Source organism: Clostridium sp. C8-1-8 (assembly GCF_009928445.1).
GTDB lineage: Bacteria > Bacillota > Clostridia > Clostridiales > Clostridiaceae > Clostridium_AR.
The window spans coordinates 1-15,324 of record NZ_JAABNO010000006.1 but is presented as its reverse complement, the minus strand read 5'-3'; the positions used below and the strand labels follow the sequence as shown (position 1 = coordinate 15,324).

Genomic DNA, 15,324 nt, shown 5'->3' with positions numbered 1-15,324 from the left:
CAGATCCGAAAGGAACCTTTGAAATATATTTGAGATTGAAGTGATATATCTTTAAATAAGGAAAATAGATACCAAAAAAATGACACCAAAAACAAAAAACAATCACTTATGTAAACGTTAAAACCAATGTAGAATAATACTTGTAAACGGTGCAGTAAGGGGGAGAAACAATGCAGGAACCAGGAGTAGCAGTAGTAATAAATAAATCTAAAAATAACACACCATTCAGACGCAAGTCTGATAGGTTAAAACTAAAGCTTAAGAACCAAAAGCAACTGCAAGTTATGGCATGGCTTGGCGTTATATGGATGATTATATTTTCTTACATACCTATGTATGGGTTGGTTATTGCCTTTAAAAAATACAGCATAATAAAACCTATTTCACAGGCTCCATGGGTAGGGCTCCAATACTTTAAAGAATTTTTAGCAGATGATAATTTTATGAATGTAATGAAAAATACAGTGGGAATAAGTTTATTTAAGCTGTTAGTATGCTTCCCGCTTCCAATAATCTTTGCATTACTACTTAATGAACTTACCTCAATAAAGTTTAAAAAATTTGTACAAACTATATCTTATCTACCACATTTTCTATCTTGGGTAATCCTTGGTGGAATAATGATGAATTGGCTTTCAGATGTTGGAGTATTAAATACAATATTAAAAGATCTACACATAATAAAAGAACCTATAAGCTATCTAGCAGAACCAAAATACTTTTGGCAGATAGCAGTAGTATCAGAGTTGTGGAAGGAAATAGGTTGGTCTGCCATAATATATCTTGCAGCTATAGCAGGAGTAGACCCTGAATTATACGAAGCTGCTACAACCGATGGGGCTGGAAGACTTAGAAAGATGTTTAGTATAACTTTGCCTTGTATAAAACCAACAATCGCACTTCTCTTTATACTTGCAGTAAGCGGACTTCTAAATGCAAACTTTGACCAGATAATGGTGCTTAAGAACCAATTGAATGCTAGTGCCAGTGATGTTTTAGATGTATATGTATACAGAATGGGTCTACAACAGGCAAGATTCTCTTATGCAACAGCAGTTGGTTTGTTTAAGTCAGTAATAGCATTTATACTACTTTGGAGCGCTAATTTTGCAAGTAAAAAGTTAAATGATACATCATTATTCTAGGAGGCAGAGTATGAAGATAAATTTTTTGAAACGTAGAACTAAAAGTGAAGCTATATTTGATACTATAAACATACTAATCATGCTTGTAATCTGTTTTATAACTATCTATCCAATTTGGTATACCATAATAAATTCCTTTAATGAGGGACAAGATGCCATGCGTGGAGGGATATATTGGTGGCCAAGAAAGTTCACCTTGCAGAACTATGTAGCTGTTTTTAGCAACTCAGGAATAGTTAAGGCCTTAGGAGTTACAGTAGCTAAAACCGTACTTGGGACAGTAGTTCATGTGTTCTTTACTGCCATGGTTGCTTATGCTTTATCAAAAAAGGATTTGATAGGAAGAAATATATATACTACCTTAGGTCTTATAACATTATTCTTTAGCGGTGGATTGATACCGCTGTACCTACTTATTAAAAGCTTAGGACTCTTAGATAACTTTTTAGTCTATATAATACCTGCAGCCTTTAGCTTTTATGATTTACTCATATTTAAATCGTTCTTCAGTCAGATTCCGGCTTCTTTAGAGGAGGCGGCAAGAATAGATGGTGCCAGTGATTTTAAGATATTTGTAAGAGTAGTAATACCGCTATCACTGCCTGTAATTGCGACAATAGCTCTATTTCACGGTGTTTATCAATGGAATGACTACTTTACAGGTATGATATATATAAACAAGAATGACTTACAGCCGATACAAACTTATCTTTATAAAGTTGTAGCTCAGGCCGGTGCCAATTCTGTCAGTGCAAATATGCCTGGTGCAGTAGGTGCAACAACGGTAACTCAACAAACTATAAAACTAGCAACTATGGTAGTGACTACCTTCCCAATAGTTTGTGTTTATCCATTTCTTCAAAAATATTTTGTAAAAGGAATGCTTTTAGGCTCAGTAAAGGGTTAGCAATTTCTGATTAAATACAACTAAACTTATCATAACATCTAAATCCTATAATCAGAAATTTATATAAATTTTATAAATATATGGGGGGAATAAGTATGGTCAAGAAGAAAATTTGTAAAGCTTTAGCCATTGGGTTAACCGCAGTAATGAGCATAGCTCTATTTACTGGTTGTGGTGACAAAAAAGCAGATAAGGCTGATGATGCTAATAAATTAACAGCAGATCAGCCAGGTTGGAAAGAAGATACATCGCCTGTAACTCTTGATTGGTATATGAACTTTTCTTGGTTCGCAAAAAAATGGCAGGATGATGCTGTATCAAAGTATGTTACTAAGAAAACAGGTGTTAGTATAAACTTTATAACACCAGCTGGAAATGAAACTGAAAAAGTAAATACTATGATTGCTTCAGGTAAACTTCCAGATATGCTGACTTTAGACTGTAATGAATCAGCTGCTGCAATAAAGACTATGATTGAAGGCGGTCTGGTATCACCTTTAGATGAGTTGTCAAAGAAATATGATTTGTATTTTACCAAAGTTGCAAATCCACAGAAGCTTGCTTGGTATAAGCAAGATGATGGACATGTATATGAGTATCCAAATGCATCTTCATCTTTAGATGACTTTGATAAATATAAGGAAAAGAAACCATCTAATCAAACCTTCTTAGTAAGAAAAGACATGTATGAAGCACTTGGAAAACCAGATATGACAACTCCAGAAGGCTTCCTTAACGCATTAAAAGCTGCTAAGGAGAAGTTTGGAACTGTTAATGGACAACCGCTAATCCCAATAGGCTTACATGAATTTAATGACACAGGAAATTATTCTTTAGATGCCTATATTCAAAACTTCTTAGCTATACCTATGGAGAAGGATGGAAAGTTTTATGATAGACAAACTGATCCAGAGTATGTGACTTGGCTTAAGACCTTCAGAAAGGCTAATGAAATGGGTCTTTTGTCAAAAGATATATTTGTAGATAAAAGAGCGCAAATGGAAGAGAAAATTAATCAAGGTAGATATTTTGCTATGTTATACCAGAGATCAGATATGGCTACACAGCAATTGAACTTATATAAGAAGGACCCTAACTCAATATATATAGCTGTAGATGGTCCAGAAAATTCAAAGAAAGAAACTCCTAAACTTGCAGGAGACAGCTTGGCAGGATGGACAGTAACTCTTATTTCAAAGGACTGTAAAGATCCTAAGAGAGCTATAAGATTCTTAAGCTATTTAATAAGTGAAGAAGGAAATAAGGATTTATTCCTAGGTGAAAAAGGTGTTACTTATGACACTATAGATGGTAAAGATCAGTTTAAACCAGAGGTTCTTAACCTATTAAATACTGATAGAACTGCCTTTGATAAGCAATATGGTGCATCTTATACTTATTGGATGCTTATGGATACCAATTTACAGCTACAATGGACACCACCATCAACAGCACCTATTAAGGCAATGGAGGATTGGACAAAAGGTAAAACTGTAAGTTATGCGGTGTTTGATAATACTAAGCCAACAGGAGATAATGCTGAAGGAATAGCTAACACAAAGATAGAGCAGCTTTTTGGAGCTACACTTCCTAAGTTATTGATGGCTAAATCAGATTCAGAGTTTGACAGTATGTTTGCAGACTTCAAAAAGAAGAGAGACGAAGCTGGTTTTGACAAGGTAATGGCTTACAAACAAAAACAATATGAAAACAACAAGAAAAAGTTAGGAATTAAATAACTATAATAAGGTGTTGGTCTGAATTTTATGTTTGGACTGACACCTTACAGACCTTTTTATGGAAATATTGTGATATAATTAATATGAAAACCTTTAAATGGGGGTGCCAGATGATAAAAAGACTTTTAATCAAATTTAACGATATGACCCTGGTAAAGAAGTTTCTCATTTCATATGTCACAATAATTGCCATACCTATAGTAGTTTTTGCTACTGTTTCTTTTCGAACCATTCAAGATAGAAATCTTCAGGATATAATAAAACAAAACCATTATAGGCTAGAGGCAGAATATGAAAATATGGCTAGAAACATGGATATAATGGGCAATATCGCGCAAATAGTTATAAGTAATAAAGAAATGCTTGGATTTATAGCCAGTGACCGTGAGTACACTACTGAGGAGCTTGTAAAATTCAATAGTACAACCTATAAAGAGATTTTGAATCTGCAAAACAATAATACAACAGTTAAAGGTATAAACATATTCACTGACAATGATAATGTAAATGAGATATGGCCTTTGATTTATAGAGAAAATAGAATAAAGGATAACCCTTGGTATGAAAAGACTCTTGAAAACAAAACTAGAGTTTACTGGGATATAAATCACTATGATAACGATATCAATAAGGCGGTTACTAGTACAGATGGAAATCCAGATCTGGTGGTTTCCTTAAATAGAGAGTTAAAGTATCCAGAAAATAATCACATAGGGATTATTAGGGTAAATATGCTTTCGAAAAGCTTTTTTCCAAAGATGTTTGAGAATCCAAAGGATGATAGCAATGAGATTTTACTAGTAAATAAAAGCGGAAAGATTTACGGAAACAACGATAATGCTTTTGAGCAAAATACTAATTTCAATAAAAATAAGTTCTTTAAGATTTTTCAAGATAAGATTGAAGGAACAAGTGGGATAATATCCTTTAATGAGGGGTTTAGTACTTACAAAGCGGTATATAAAGAGGCACCTTTAGAAGGCTGCTATATTGTAAGTATAATAGCCCTAGATAAGGTAAATGGTAGTATAAAATATACTAGAAATTTAGTAGTGTTTGGAGTCATATTATTAATAGGCATACTTTCTTTAATAATATATTATATAACAAATATAATACTAAGAAGACTTTATATAATAATTAAGTCCTTAAAGAGGGTACGTGGTGGAGATTTAAATGTGGATATACCTGTGTATAGCAATGATGAGATAGGTCTTTTAGCTCATCATTTTAGGCAGTTAGTAAATAAGATAAATGTTTTGATACAAGATAGTATAACTAAAAAGACAATAACAAAAGAGGCTGAGTTAAAGGCTTTAAAGAACCAACTAGATGCACACTTTTTATACAATACTTTAGAGAATATAAGGATGATGGCTGAGATTGAAGAGAACTATACTGTATCTGATTCCTTGGCTAGCCTTGGAGAAATGATGAGGTACAATATGAAGTGGGAGCGTGATTATGTTCCTTTGTTTGAAGAAATAAACCATATTAAAAATTACATTTCTCTCATGGCAATAAGATTTGATTATAATATAAATCTAAAAATTAATATAGATGAAAAGCTAATGGACAAGGAAGTCTTAAAGTTGTCCTTGCAGCCATTAGTTGAGAATTCAGTGAAGCACGGACTTAGTAACAAGCTTAGAAAAGAAGATGGCAGTATAGTTATTGAAGGTAAAGAAGATGAGGAGTTCACTTACATAACTATTGTTGATAATGGTTGTGGTATAGATGAAAAATCACTTGAAGAACTAAAAGGTTTCTTAGATAGCAGCGAGGAAAATAAGAAACATGGACTAGGTATGAAGAACGTTTATGAGAGAATTAAGATATATTATGGGCCATGTTATGGAATAGATATTGAAAGTAGAAAGAACTGTTTTACTAAGATAATACTAAAATTACCAAGATAAGGTGGCGAGGTATTTGAAAAAGGTTTTGATAGTTGATGATGAAAAGCTTATAAGGACTGGATTGCAATCAATAATTAATAGAAGATATGGTAAGGAGTATGAGACTATTTTATGCTCTAACGGGCTTGAAGCTTATGAAAGGCTTAAGAATGAAGAGATATTTTTTGTGATTACGGATATAAGGATGCCTGAGTACGATGGAATTGAGCTTCTTAAGACCCTCAGTAAAGAAGACAGAAAAGTTCCGGTGTTGATGCTTAGTGGTTACGATGACTTCAATTATGCTGTGGAGGCTTTGAGATACGGGGCAAGAGATTATTTACTAAAGCCTATTAAGAAGGATGAGCTGTATGATTGTATAGAAAAGATTGAAAAAGAGTATTCTGAGTCTATTGAAAAGTACAACAGCAAGAATATTACTCTTATAAATGATGTGAACAATAGGTTTAATATATTGCTTTTAAACAAAAGGATTAGCGATGAAGAGGTTAGAACTGAAATGTCTAGCTTATGTGAAGGTATTAATGAAAAATCCTATCACTTAGCTACATTGTTTAATAAAGATCTTATGAAGATTCCTGAAGTTGAGAGAAATGAAAAGTATGATGAATTCATTAAAACTATAATTAAAGATGAAGAAGGAGCACGTGCATTTGTAGATAATCAAGGCTGTTTAAATATTATATTAAATGATCTAAGTATAATTAATGATATAAGAGGTTGGGTAAACAATAATAGAAAGTACAGTTTTTATTGCGGTGTAAGTAATGAACTTAATAGTTTTATTAATTTTAGGGTAGGTCATAGAAATGCTACTATTGCATTAAAAAGCAACATATTATATAAAGAGAATAAAAAAGTCATAATATATGATTCTATTCTAGAGAAAGATAAGTTAATTTTACCTAATGATAAAATAGAAAAATTATTTAATTTAATAGGAACTAAAAAAGTAGATAAGATATTGGAGCTTTTTCACACTATATTTGGAGAAGAAGTAGTTAGGCATCATGGGATAGTATATTTAGAAAAATCCTGTGAGAGTTTATTAAAGCATATAAATATATATTTAGAGCAGCAGTTACTGCATAACATAGAGCTTAAGAATAAGCTTGAAGGTGTAAATAATATATTAGCTTTTGACAGCTATAGAGACTTTTATTATGAATTTAAGGATATAGTTATTTATCTAGATGAGTTGCTTTTTGAGATGAGAAGAGCCTTATGTGATAAAAGTTTTATAGGAAAGGCCATAGAATATATAAACAGTAACTATGATAAGGATTTATCACTAACTATAGTATCAAATGTAGTTTCTGTTAACTATAGTTATTTCTCACAAGTGTTTAAAGAACATACAGGAGAAAACTTTATAACCTACTTAAGAAACATACGGGTTAATAAGGCAAAGCAATTATTGAAGCACCATGAACTTAAGGTCTATGAGGTTGCAGAGGCTGTTGGATACTCTGACTCTAAGCAGTTCACCAAGGCCTTTAAAAGTGTAACTGGAATAACACCTCAAGAATTTAAGGAAAAGAATTTTGTGCATTAATCTTATATATATTATGAATAGCAATTTGCTTGAACAGCTTATAGTTATATTGTTTAATATAAAACTTGTTTTAAGAAATAATAACTATTAAAATGGTAATATTAATTATCAATTGAAAATAATTATCTATAAGTGAATTAAAAAATATTAATATGGAAATGTGGTATAAGTGTTTAGAATACTAGGGTTTACATAGAAAACTCTAGTGTTTTTATTTCATATATTGGTTATGTTTATTATTTAATGAAAAAATTTCTGGAAAAAGTCTTTACAACAAATAATAATTATTATATAATATGGATTGTAAGGAAGTTATCAAATAATATTTCAAATATATATATATTAAGAGGAGGATTTTACAATGAAGAAATTTATATGTACAATATGTGGATATGTTTATGAAGGAGAAGCTGCTCCAGAGAAATGCCCAGTATGTGGAGCACCAGCTGCAAAATTCAACGAACAAAGCGGAGAATTAGTATGGGCTGATGAGCACAGAATAGGTGTTGCTCAAGGCGTTGACGAAAGAATACTAGAAGGCTTAAGAGCTAACTTCACTGGAGAATGTACAGAAGTTGGTATGTACTTAGCAATGAGCAGACAAGCTGATAGAGAAGGTTTCCCAGAAGTTGCTGAAGCTTATAAGAGAATAGCTTTCGAAGAAGCTGAACATGCTGCAAAGTTTGCTGAATTATTAGGAGAAGTAGTAGTTGCTGATACTAAAAAGAACCTTGAAGCAAGAGTTGAAGCTGAATACGGTGCAACTGCTGGTAAGAAAGAATTAGCTACATTAGCTAAGCAATTAAACTTAGATGCAATCCATGACACAGTTCATGAAATGTGCAAAGATGAAGCTAGACACGGAAAAGCTTTCAAGGGCTTATTAGAAAGATATTTCGCATAGAATTATATCAGGCTTTCAAAGGTTTTGTCTAATTAGCATAAACCATAAAAGCGGTAATATTAGTATAAAAGGTTGTGTACGATGGTGTGTACACAACCTTTATTTTTATAGATCTACGCATTATAAAAAGCATATTGTACACAGCATCATTTCTGAAATCCTTGTATATAATGGGTGTTGCAGCCATTATTATTTGATTATTTATAGGTTAAAATAAGTCCCCAGAAGGTTTTATATGAGGGGCTTTTAATTATTTGTATTAAGTTAAGTTTAGCTGTGCCTGTTGAAGTAAGTTCGCAGTTTTATGCTCATTGTTGTCTTAAATCCTTATGTATTAACAACCCATGTAATACTAGTTTCAACATATCATCCCGATTATTTGCATTGTGGTCAGGATTAACTGTAGTATTACTTGCATAATCGATAGCATTTAAAAAATTTAAAATAGTTTCGGTGGGTATCGAGGTATCTATGCAGGCCTCCGCCTTTCCGAGCTCGATATATTTCATGTAAAGTTGATTTTTTTTGTCCTTAAGGGTGTCAACTATAGCTTGCACCATCTGAGGATCTTCCAACGCAGCTACTGAAAAAAATTCCTCAATTAAGTGGCCAATATCTTCAGAACAAAGTGAAAGAGCCTTTTTTACTTTTTCATTGAAGGAGAGAGGCTGAAGGAGGATCTCCTCTGCAGTTTTAATCATATCATCCATTAAGGATGATATAGCTTCTTTGACTAAAAGGTTTTTACTGCCAAAGTAATTATAAATTGAGACTTGGGATACTTTTGCCAAAGCGGCGATATTTTTTATATTTGTATTTACAAAACCGTTTATACGAAATAAATCCAGAGCTGCTTGTAAAATAGCTTCTTTTTTTTTGTTGGTTCTTATTTCGAATTTGTTCATTATAAAAGCTCCTCTTGAGTAATTTGTATAATTATTATAACATGTTTTGAAATAATATATATAATATTTCAAAATTTATTGACTATAGTATTTAAGAAATATATAATTATGAAATATTAACCATTAAATTTCAAAACTTTAAGGAGGAGTAATGTTGAATAAAAACAAAGAAATAAGAAACATAGGGAAACTTATATTTCTTCATTTGTTCCCTGGAATTGCGCTAAGCATTATGTATATATTTTTTTCGAAGGCGGGAGTTTTAGCAGAATATCCCAGGGTAGTTGTATTAGGATTTTCTATAATTTTCTCAACAATTCCCATAGAACTTGGATATCTATTTTATGTATCAAAGAAGGAAGAAGGAACTTTTAATATATTTAAAATACTAGGTTTAAAGGGTAAATTGAAGTCTAAAGTATTTATACTTTACTTTCTTTTATCGATTATAGTAGGATTGATACTTTTAATTGCTGTAAAGCCACTTGAAAATTACTTGTTAAAAACTGTATTTAGTTGGATTCCAAGTTGGTATAATTTTGATCAAGATCTGAGTCTGTTTAGTAAAAATTATATCATCATAGCAATTTTAGTAAGCTTCTTCATTTTTACACTTATAGTACCAATTATTGAGGAGCTTTACTTCAGAGGATTTTTACTAGCTAGAATGAAGTGGATGGGAAAATATAGTGTTTTATTTAATGTAATATTATTTTCACTTTACCACTTTTATTCACCTTGGGCTATTATTACAAAGATTGCTATGATGTTACCATTATGCTATTTTGTATATAAAAAAGACTCTCTAAAATTAGGAATATTAGTGCATTGCGTAGGTCAATTTACAATGGTGGTGTCATATATGACATTATTGGTAAAATAGAAATTTCACGGACTCCGTAAGACTCATGCAACAATTATGTCTTCCACAAAAAACACCTGTAATTAATATAAAAAAGGACAGGTTTTACCTGTCCTTTTTTATATCTTTTTAAATTGGATTGTCGCAATTACAATATATATTTTTTATGAAAATTTAATTTATACATTTTTGATAATACTGGCTTCTGGAATCAATGGTAATGCATAAATTAACAGGTGAAGTTGGATAACTATAGTGTGGTAATATATTCTATAATCCTTTTTGAGTTCCTTTAGAAAGGCCTCTTTCCTCTAAAATCTCATAAATTGTTTTAGAAGTAGTATCTTCCATACTATAACCTAAGGCTTCAACCACTTCTTTAAGCTCATTCTCATAAGCTGTTTCGATCTCTATGTATGGAAAAGGACAATAGCTTTTATCATTTATATCTATTTCAACTAAAGTATTTTTGTATTTATAGCTTTCTCTAGATTTTTTTATAGTTTCAACTAGGGTTAAGCCTAAAGATAAAAATAGCTTTTCAGCAGTATCACCATCATCAACGATTATTTCATTTTCTTCCATTATCTTATATTTTTCTTGAGATAGCATCTTCTTAGTGGTCATGAAATACACTATTTTATTGTTAAGCTTGTCGCTAACTGTTCTAACTCTAGCATACCCCTTTTCAGAAAGTAACCTTCTGTCAGTAAAGTCAAATATCTTGTTTATCTGGTCTTCATCTTTAACCTTGTAACCTCCCAAATCTACCATTTTTCTTTTTATGTATTCAACATTAATATCTAAAATTCTTGTTTCTAATTCTTGCATGTTTGCCTCCTAAGTTTATATTTGTAAAATATAAAAATACATATATATAGTTTATCAAAGTACGTATAAAGTTCAATGTTGATTATGAGATAATTATAAAAAAATAGGCTATTATAAGGTTCTATATTTAAATTAAGCGGTTAGTCATTTGATTTTAGTTATATCTTAATTTATATGTTTTAGACTTAAGGTTAAGTATTATACCAAAGTAAATATAGTTTTTAGGTTGTGATATCAATGCTTGAGAAAAATGCTATTGTATGAAATATATAAGAAATAATTTAGATTTTAGTTAATTTGCACAAAATAAAAATCCTTACGGAAAGGATTACATTTTGTGTTATAATGAGATAAGGAAAAATAACGGTTTAGGGGGAAGTTATATGGATCAATTTAAAGAACAACTAGTCAAAGCAGAAAATGTAGGAAAATACAAAATAGTAAAGGTACTTATGTTCATAACTGGTGCTATGGCATTATTATATTTAATGCTTGGAAACATTATAATAGGGTTGCTACTTGCATTAATTACAGGTATACTTTTTTATGTGAAAAGATTCTTCTATACTGAATTTGAGTACGTTATAACTAACGGTGATGTAGACGTTGATGTTATATACGAAACTAAGACAAGAAAAAGAAAATTGTCTTTTAGTATGAAGGAAGTTTCGCTTTTGGCTCCATATGACGGTAGCGAATATAAGGAGCTAAATAATAAGCCTTCGAAGATAATAAATGCAATACCAGAAGGGAACAAAGATAAGGTTTATGTGGCTGTAATAACAGAAGGAAATCAAAAATCACAGCTTGTTTTTGCACCTAATCAAGATTTTGTAAATGTTTGTTACTTATTCAATCCGAAGGTGGTAAAGAAAAACTAGTACCAGAGGTGAATAGATGGAATACGTAAATGACATAAATATAGTGGAAGCAGTAATTCATATATTAGATACAAATGGAGACGAACCTATATTAAATGAATATAGGCTTGAACTAAATGAGGACACATATAAGTTTTTATATAGGCATATCGAGAGAGCCTTTAAGGATGAAGAACTTAAGTATGCGGTATTTAATGCAGAAAGAAATATAGTAAAGGAAGTTTCTCAAGATTATCTAAGTGGAATTAATTCTGACATTGTTTCTGTGTCAAAGGAACTGGCAAGGCAAATGTTTGCAGTTATGAAGGGCAATGGCAATATACCATCCTGCGATCTTATAGTAGTAGCTATAAGCACAGACCAAGGGCCAATGCTTGCAATAATGAAGATGGATTATGTAAGAAATTTTACTCACAAGATAGATTTTATAGAAGAAAAGATTGGAATAGACATAATAGAGCAGGCTTCAGGGCTTCCAGCAAGTAGTCAAAGACTTCAAAAATGTGCGTTTATAAAACCTATAATAGATGAAAATGCTATTAATCTTATGGTTATAGATAAGCAAAAGAAGTCTAAGGAAGAAGAGGAGTATGGATCCAACTACTTCATAAATAATTATCTTGGGTGTTCTATAGTTACCAATGAAAGAGATATGACCAAAACCTTTGTAAAAGCTGCAGAAGCTTGGACTAGAAATAATATAACAGAAGATGCAGATAAGGCTGAAAAGATAAGAACCACCATAAAAGCAAAATTAAAAGAAGAAGATACCATAAATGTTCAAGAGCTATCTCACGAACTTTTTAAGGAAGAACCTCAGACTAAAGAAAGCTTTAGTCAATTTGTGTCAGCGCAAGGCCTCGATGAAGAGATAGCTGTAGATAAACAGTGGGTTGAGAAAAAGCTTAAAAGGGTTAGACTTAAGATTGACAAGGATATAGATTTATACATAACAGAAGATGCGTATCATGATCCTCAAAGATTTGAAATACAAAGAAATGGTGATGGAAGTATAAATCTTGTGGTTAAGCATGTTGTCAATTATATTGAAAAGTAATCTAAGATACATAGCGCTAATATAATAAATAAAAATAAGATTCTAACATAGAGTCTTATTTTTTCTTTATTTTCCATAACTAATTCAAGATAAAATTATGTATACTATGTTTTGAGAAAGCTTATCTACATAAAAAATATATGAACATCCAATTAATTTGACTTTATAATGTATAGGAGTGTAAAATTAATTAGAAAAAGTTATAAAAACGTGGAGGATAATATGAAGAGAAATGACTTTTTAATTCTTGTTCTTGTTTTAATATATATAATATTTCTTCCTCTTGCACCTAACTCAAAGATAGAGTGGTTGCTTATTTTATTAATATTATTAGCAGGACTTATTTATGGAATTGAACTTTTATTCTTGAAAGATGAAAGAAAGAAATTTAAAGAAAAATTTAAGGGCGTAGTTTTTGATCGATTTACGTTACTTTTCCTAGCTCTTATTGTACTTATGACTTTATCATCACTTTATGCAAAAAGTAGTGTAAGTGCATTAAAAGAAGCTGTAAGATTTGTGTATTACTTCGGAGTCTATTTGTTGATAAGATTTAGAATAGATAAAAAGAAGTTATTTGAAGGTATAATAAGCGGGTATATGATAAGTGCTTTAATAGTTTCTTTATTAGGGATAGCTGACTTTATACAGCATTATAAACCTAATGAAAGTATACAATACATACTTACTACTGCAAGAGTTAAGGCAACTCTTGGACATCCTAATACACTTGGTGCATATTTAGTACTTGCAATTTTTCCCGCAATAATGATAGCTATGAGATCAAAGGGATTAACAAGGATACTATACTCAGGTTTATCTGTCCTTATAGTTGTTAACATAGGTATGACTTTTTCTAGAGGTGCCTGGATTGCATTAGCTTTAGGTGCTGTACTTATTGCTATACTATATAATTGGAAGTTTATTTTTGTTTACATAATACCAATAGCGTACTTGCCTTTTAATCCTAATATAATGGCTCGTATAAATCAGTTTGGCAATGCAGAAATGAACTTGGGTAGACAAAGATTATGGAGTGCTGCAGGTAAAATGCTAAAGGAACATCCAATCTTTGGTGTGGGAAGTGGAAACTTTATAGTTAACTTTAAAGATTATGTTAAAAGATTTCCTGAACTTCAGATTGTTGAGCCTGAACCTATACCTCCTCATAACAGCTATATAAAAATGTTTGCTGAATTAGGTGTTGTAGGCGGAGTTTTATTTATCATATTATGTTTAGAGATACTCAGAAAATTATTCTCTGTAAGAAATAAGTGTACAGGGCTAGTGAATAAGTTTTATGCTGGATTTTTTGTTTCTGTAGTAAGCTTTTTAGTTATGAATTTTGTAGATGATTTATTCTTTTCACCTAAAGTAGTGTTTAACTTCATCTTATTCGTAAGCTTAGCTTATAATATTGATTCCATAGAAAGCTAATTGAAAATATAATGTTTAATAAGGAGCAGCACATTGAAAGTAGTAGAAGACTTTCAATGTGCTGTTTTTACTATTAATGAGAGTATAATTTGAATTAAAAATAACTTGTAAGGTAGAAGTGTTTTTGATACAATAAGTCTGCTATTTTTGGATAGAGCAGGATATGATGTTAAATAATTTAATTTTTATTAAGGAGATTTTATGAAAAGCTTTAAAAGTTTTTTAAGAAATTGTGTGATTATGTTTTTAGTCTCAGTTTTAACTACTGTAACTGTGTCTGAACTAGTTTTGGCAGCTTTAGCGGTTGAAGACAGTGATTTAGTTGGATTGAAAATAGAACTTTCTTCAAAGAATATCTATGTAGGTAATAAGGTGGATTTAAAGACCTATGGTGTTTATAAAAAAGGCACTATAGAGCTAAAAGATGGTGTTAAATATGAGTTTAGTAATAAAAAGGATTTTACTATAGAAGATAAAAAGTTAGTAGCTGTGAGAACTGGTATCTCTTACTTGACAGCTTCTTATAAGGATAAGACTGTAACTAAGCTTGTAGTAGCACAAGATCTAAAAGCTTTAGAAAATAAGCAAGATAATAGTGGCATTCAGGTTAAGTTGAGATGGAGAAGAGAGGCTAAAGGTATAGAATTAGATTGGGACAAGATAGGGTTCTTAAAGTTCTATACAATTTCAAGAAGAGTTGTTGGTGAGGGAAATTATAAGACTGTAGTAGAAAAAGCAGAAGGAAATCTGTTTTTAGATAAAGATATAGCCTCAGATAAGGAATATGAGTATCAAGTAGATCTTATAGATGATAATGGAACTAAATATCCTTTAAGTGACTTTAAAGTTCCTTTAGATCATTAAGAAAAAGGAGTAAGTCATTAAGGTAAATAAAGAACAAAGTTTTAAAAATGAATTATGTAATATAAGTTAAATTAAACACTAACTACAAAACGTAAGGAAAGACCTTTTGAATGGAGTTTTAAAAGTTCATAATTGAAGAAGGGGATTTGATGAAAATATGGAACAGATTCAACAGGGGAAATTCATCATGGGTTGTCAGAAAAATTTAAAGATTGGTTTGCAACAAAAGGGATGAATGTAAATAGTCCTGAGTATTTCTTTGGCTTACCAGAGGATATACATAGGCTTAAAATAGGAGATGGTATACACACTAATAAC

At 31.1% G+C, this 15,324-nt stretch carries 13 protein-coding genes; 11 read left to right on the top strand and 2 right to left on the bottom strand.

Going from position 1 to position 15,324, the window contains the following annotated elements; genetic code table 11:
* Nucleotides 1–170 precede the first annotated feature (170 nt).
* The 6 genes from GXK57_RS08160 to GXK57_RS08135 all read left to right on the top strand — a co-directional run bounded on the left by GXK57_RS08160 (nucleotide 171) and on the right by GXK57_RS08135 (nucleotide 8,169).
* Complete coding sequence (locus GXK57_RS08160) at nucleotides 171–1,145, top strand: ABC transporter permease subunit (protein WP_243156393.1); 975 nt, start codon at nucleotides 171–173, stop codon at nucleotides 1,143–1,145.
* 10 nt (nucleotides 1,146–1,155) lie between these two features.
* Nucleotides 1,156–2,052 (top strand): carbohydrate ABC transporter permease, encoded by an 897-nt coding sequence (locus tag GXK57_RS08155; RefSeq protein ID WP_202127696.1) that lies wholly within the window; start codon nucleotides 1,156–1,158, stop codon nucleotides 2,050–2,052.
* A 95-nt stretch (nucleotides 2,053–2,147) separates the two neighbouring features.
* Nucleotides 2,148–3,791, top strand: a complete 1,644-nt coding sequence (locus GXK57_RS08150; RefSeq protein ID WP_160674201.1) for an ABC transporter substrate-binding protein — start codon at nucleotides 2,148–2,150, stop codon at nucleotides 3,789–3,791.
* 110 nt (nucleotides 3,792–3,901) lie between these two features.
* On the top strand, nucleotides 3,902–5,710 hold the full coding sequence (locus GXK57_RS08145) for a sensor histidine kinase (RefSeq protein ID WP_160674198.1): 1,809 nt from the start codon (nucleotides 3,902–3,904) through the stop codon (nucleotides 5,708–5,710).
* 13 nt (nucleotides 5,711–5,723) lie between these two features.
* Nucleotides 5,724–7,265 carry a response regulator gene (locus GXK57_RS08140; RefSeq protein ID WP_160674195.1) on the top strand — a complete coding sequence of 514 codons (1,542 nt, stop codon included), beginning with the start codon at nucleotides 5,724–5,726 and terminating at the stop codon, nucleotides 7,263–7,265.
* A gap of 361 nt (nucleotides 7,266–7,626) precedes the next feature.
* Nucleotides 7,627–8,169, top strand: a complete 543-nt coding sequence (locus tag GXK57_RS08135; protein WP_160674192.1) for an NADH peroxidase — start codon at nucleotides 7,627–7,629, stop codon at nucleotides 8,167–8,169.
* A gap of 308 nt (nucleotides 8,170–8,477) precedes the next feature.
* On the opposite strand, the gene GXK57_RS08130 is transcribed toward GXK57_RS08135, so the two are convergent.
* On the bottom strand, nucleotides 8,478–9,074 hold the full coding sequence (locus GXK57_RS08130; RefSeq protein ID WP_160674189.1) for a TetR/AcrR family transcriptional regulator: 597 nt from the start codon (nucleotides 9,072–9,074) through the stop codon (nucleotides 8,478–8,480).
* 151 nt (nucleotides 9,075–9,225) lie between these two features.
* Between GXK57_RS08130 and GXK57_RS08125 the strand changes: the two genes are divergently transcribed.
* Nucleotides 9,226–9,957: a CPBP family intramembrane glutamic endopeptidase gene (locus GXK57_RS08125; protein ID WP_243156392.1), complete on the top strand. Its 732-nt coding sequence runs from the start codon at nucleotides 9,226–9,228 to the stop codon at nucleotides 9,955–9,957.
* Between the two features lie 249 nt (nucleotides 9,958–10,206).
* Here GXK57_RS08125 and GXK57_RS08120 read toward each other — a convergent pair whose 3' ends face one another.
* The gene (locus tag GXK57_RS08120) at nucleotides 10,207–10,767 is read right to left on the bottom strand and encodes a CYTH domain-containing protein (RefSeq protein ID WP_160674186.1); all 561 of its coding nucleotides are present in this window, start codon (nucleotides 10,765–10,767) and stop codon (nucleotides 10,207–10,209) included.
* Nucleotides 10,768–11,150: 383 nt separating this feature from the next.
* Between GXK57_RS08120 and GXK57_RS08115 the strand changes: the two genes are divergently transcribed.
* The 4 genes from GXK57_RS08115 to GXK57_RS08100 all read left to right on the top strand — a co-directional run bounded on the left by GXK57_RS08115 (nucleotide 11,151) and on the right by GXK57_RS08100 (nucleotide 15,006).
* Complete coding sequence (locus GXK57_RS08115; protein WP_160674183.1) at nucleotides 11,151–11,648, top strand: hypothetical protein; 498 nt, start codon at nucleotides 11,151–11,153, stop codon at nucleotides 11,646–11,648.
* A 16-nt stretch (nucleotides 11,649–11,664) separates the two neighbouring features.
* Nucleotides 11,665–12,705 carry a nucleoid-associated protein gene (locus GXK57_RS08110; protein ID WP_160674180.1) on the top strand — a complete coding sequence of 347 codons (1,041 nt, stop codon included), beginning with the start codon at nucleotides 11,665–11,667 and terminating at the stop codon, nucleotides 12,703–12,705.
* 222 nt (nucleotides 12,706–12,927) lie between these two features.
* Nucleotides 12,928–14,142: an O-antigen ligase family protein gene (locus GXK57_RS08105; RefSeq protein ID WP_160674177.1), complete on the top strand. Its 1,215-nt coding sequence runs from the start codon at nucleotides 12,928–12,930 to the stop codon at nucleotides 14,140–14,142.
* A 201-nt stretch (nucleotides 14,143–14,343) separates the two neighbouring features.
* Entirely contained in the window at nucleotides 14,344–15,006 is a 663-nt protein-coding gene (locus tag GXK57_RS08100; RefSeq protein ID WP_160674174.1) for a hypothetical protein, read from the top strand.
* Nucleotides 15,007–15,324 lie beyond the last annotated feature (318 nt).

Bases quoted from the DNA above. Each gene is read 5' to 3' on its own strand.
- GXK57_RS08130 (WP_160674189.1), bottom strand. From the start codon at position 9,074: ATGAACAAATTCGAAATAAGAACCAACAAAAAAAAAGAAGCTATTTTA.
- GXK57_RS08115 (WP_160674183.1), top strand. From the start codon at position 11,151: ATGGATCAATTTAAAGAACAACTAGTCAAAGCAGAAAATGTAGGAAAA.
- GXK57_RS08135 (WP_160674192.1), top strand. From the start codon at position 7,627: ATGAAGAAATTTATATGTACAATATGTGGATATGTTTATGAAGGAGAA.
- GXK57_RS08155 (WP_202127696.1), top strand. From the start codon at position 1,156: ATGAAGATAAATTTTTTGAAACGTAGAACTAAAAGTGAAGCTATATTT.
- GXK57_RS08125 (WP_243156392.1), top strand. From the start codon at position 9,226: ATGTTGAATAAAAACAAAGAAATAAGAAACATAGGGAAACTTATATTT.
- GXK57_RS08160 (WP_243156393.1), top strand. From the start codon at position 171: ATGCAGGAACCAGGAGTAGCAGTAGTAATAAATAAATCTAAAAATAAC.
- GXK57_RS08150 (WP_160674201.1), top strand. From the start codon at position 2,148: ATGGTCAAGAAGAAAATTTGTAAAGCTTTAGCCATTGGGTTAACCGCA.
- GXK57_RS08120 (WP_160674186.1), bottom strand. From the start codon at position 10,767: ATGCAAGAATTAGAAACAAGAATTTTAGATATTAATGTTGAATACATA.
- GXK57_RS08145 (WP_160674198.1), top strand. From the start codon at position 3,902: ATGATAAAAAGACTTTTAATCAAATTTAACGATATGACCCTGGTAAAG.
- GXK57_RS08105 (WP_160674177.1), top strand. From the start codon at position 12,928: ATGAAGAGAAATGACTTTTTAATTCTTGTTCTTGTTTTAATATATATA.
- GXK57_RS08110 (WP_160674180.1), top strand. From the start codon at position 11,665: ATGGAATACGTAAATGACATAAATATAGTGGAAGCAGTAATTCATATA.
- GXK57_RS08100 (WP_160674174.1), top strand. From the start codon at position 14,344: ATGAAAAGCTTTAAAAGTTTTTTAAGAAATTGTGTGATTATGTTTTTA.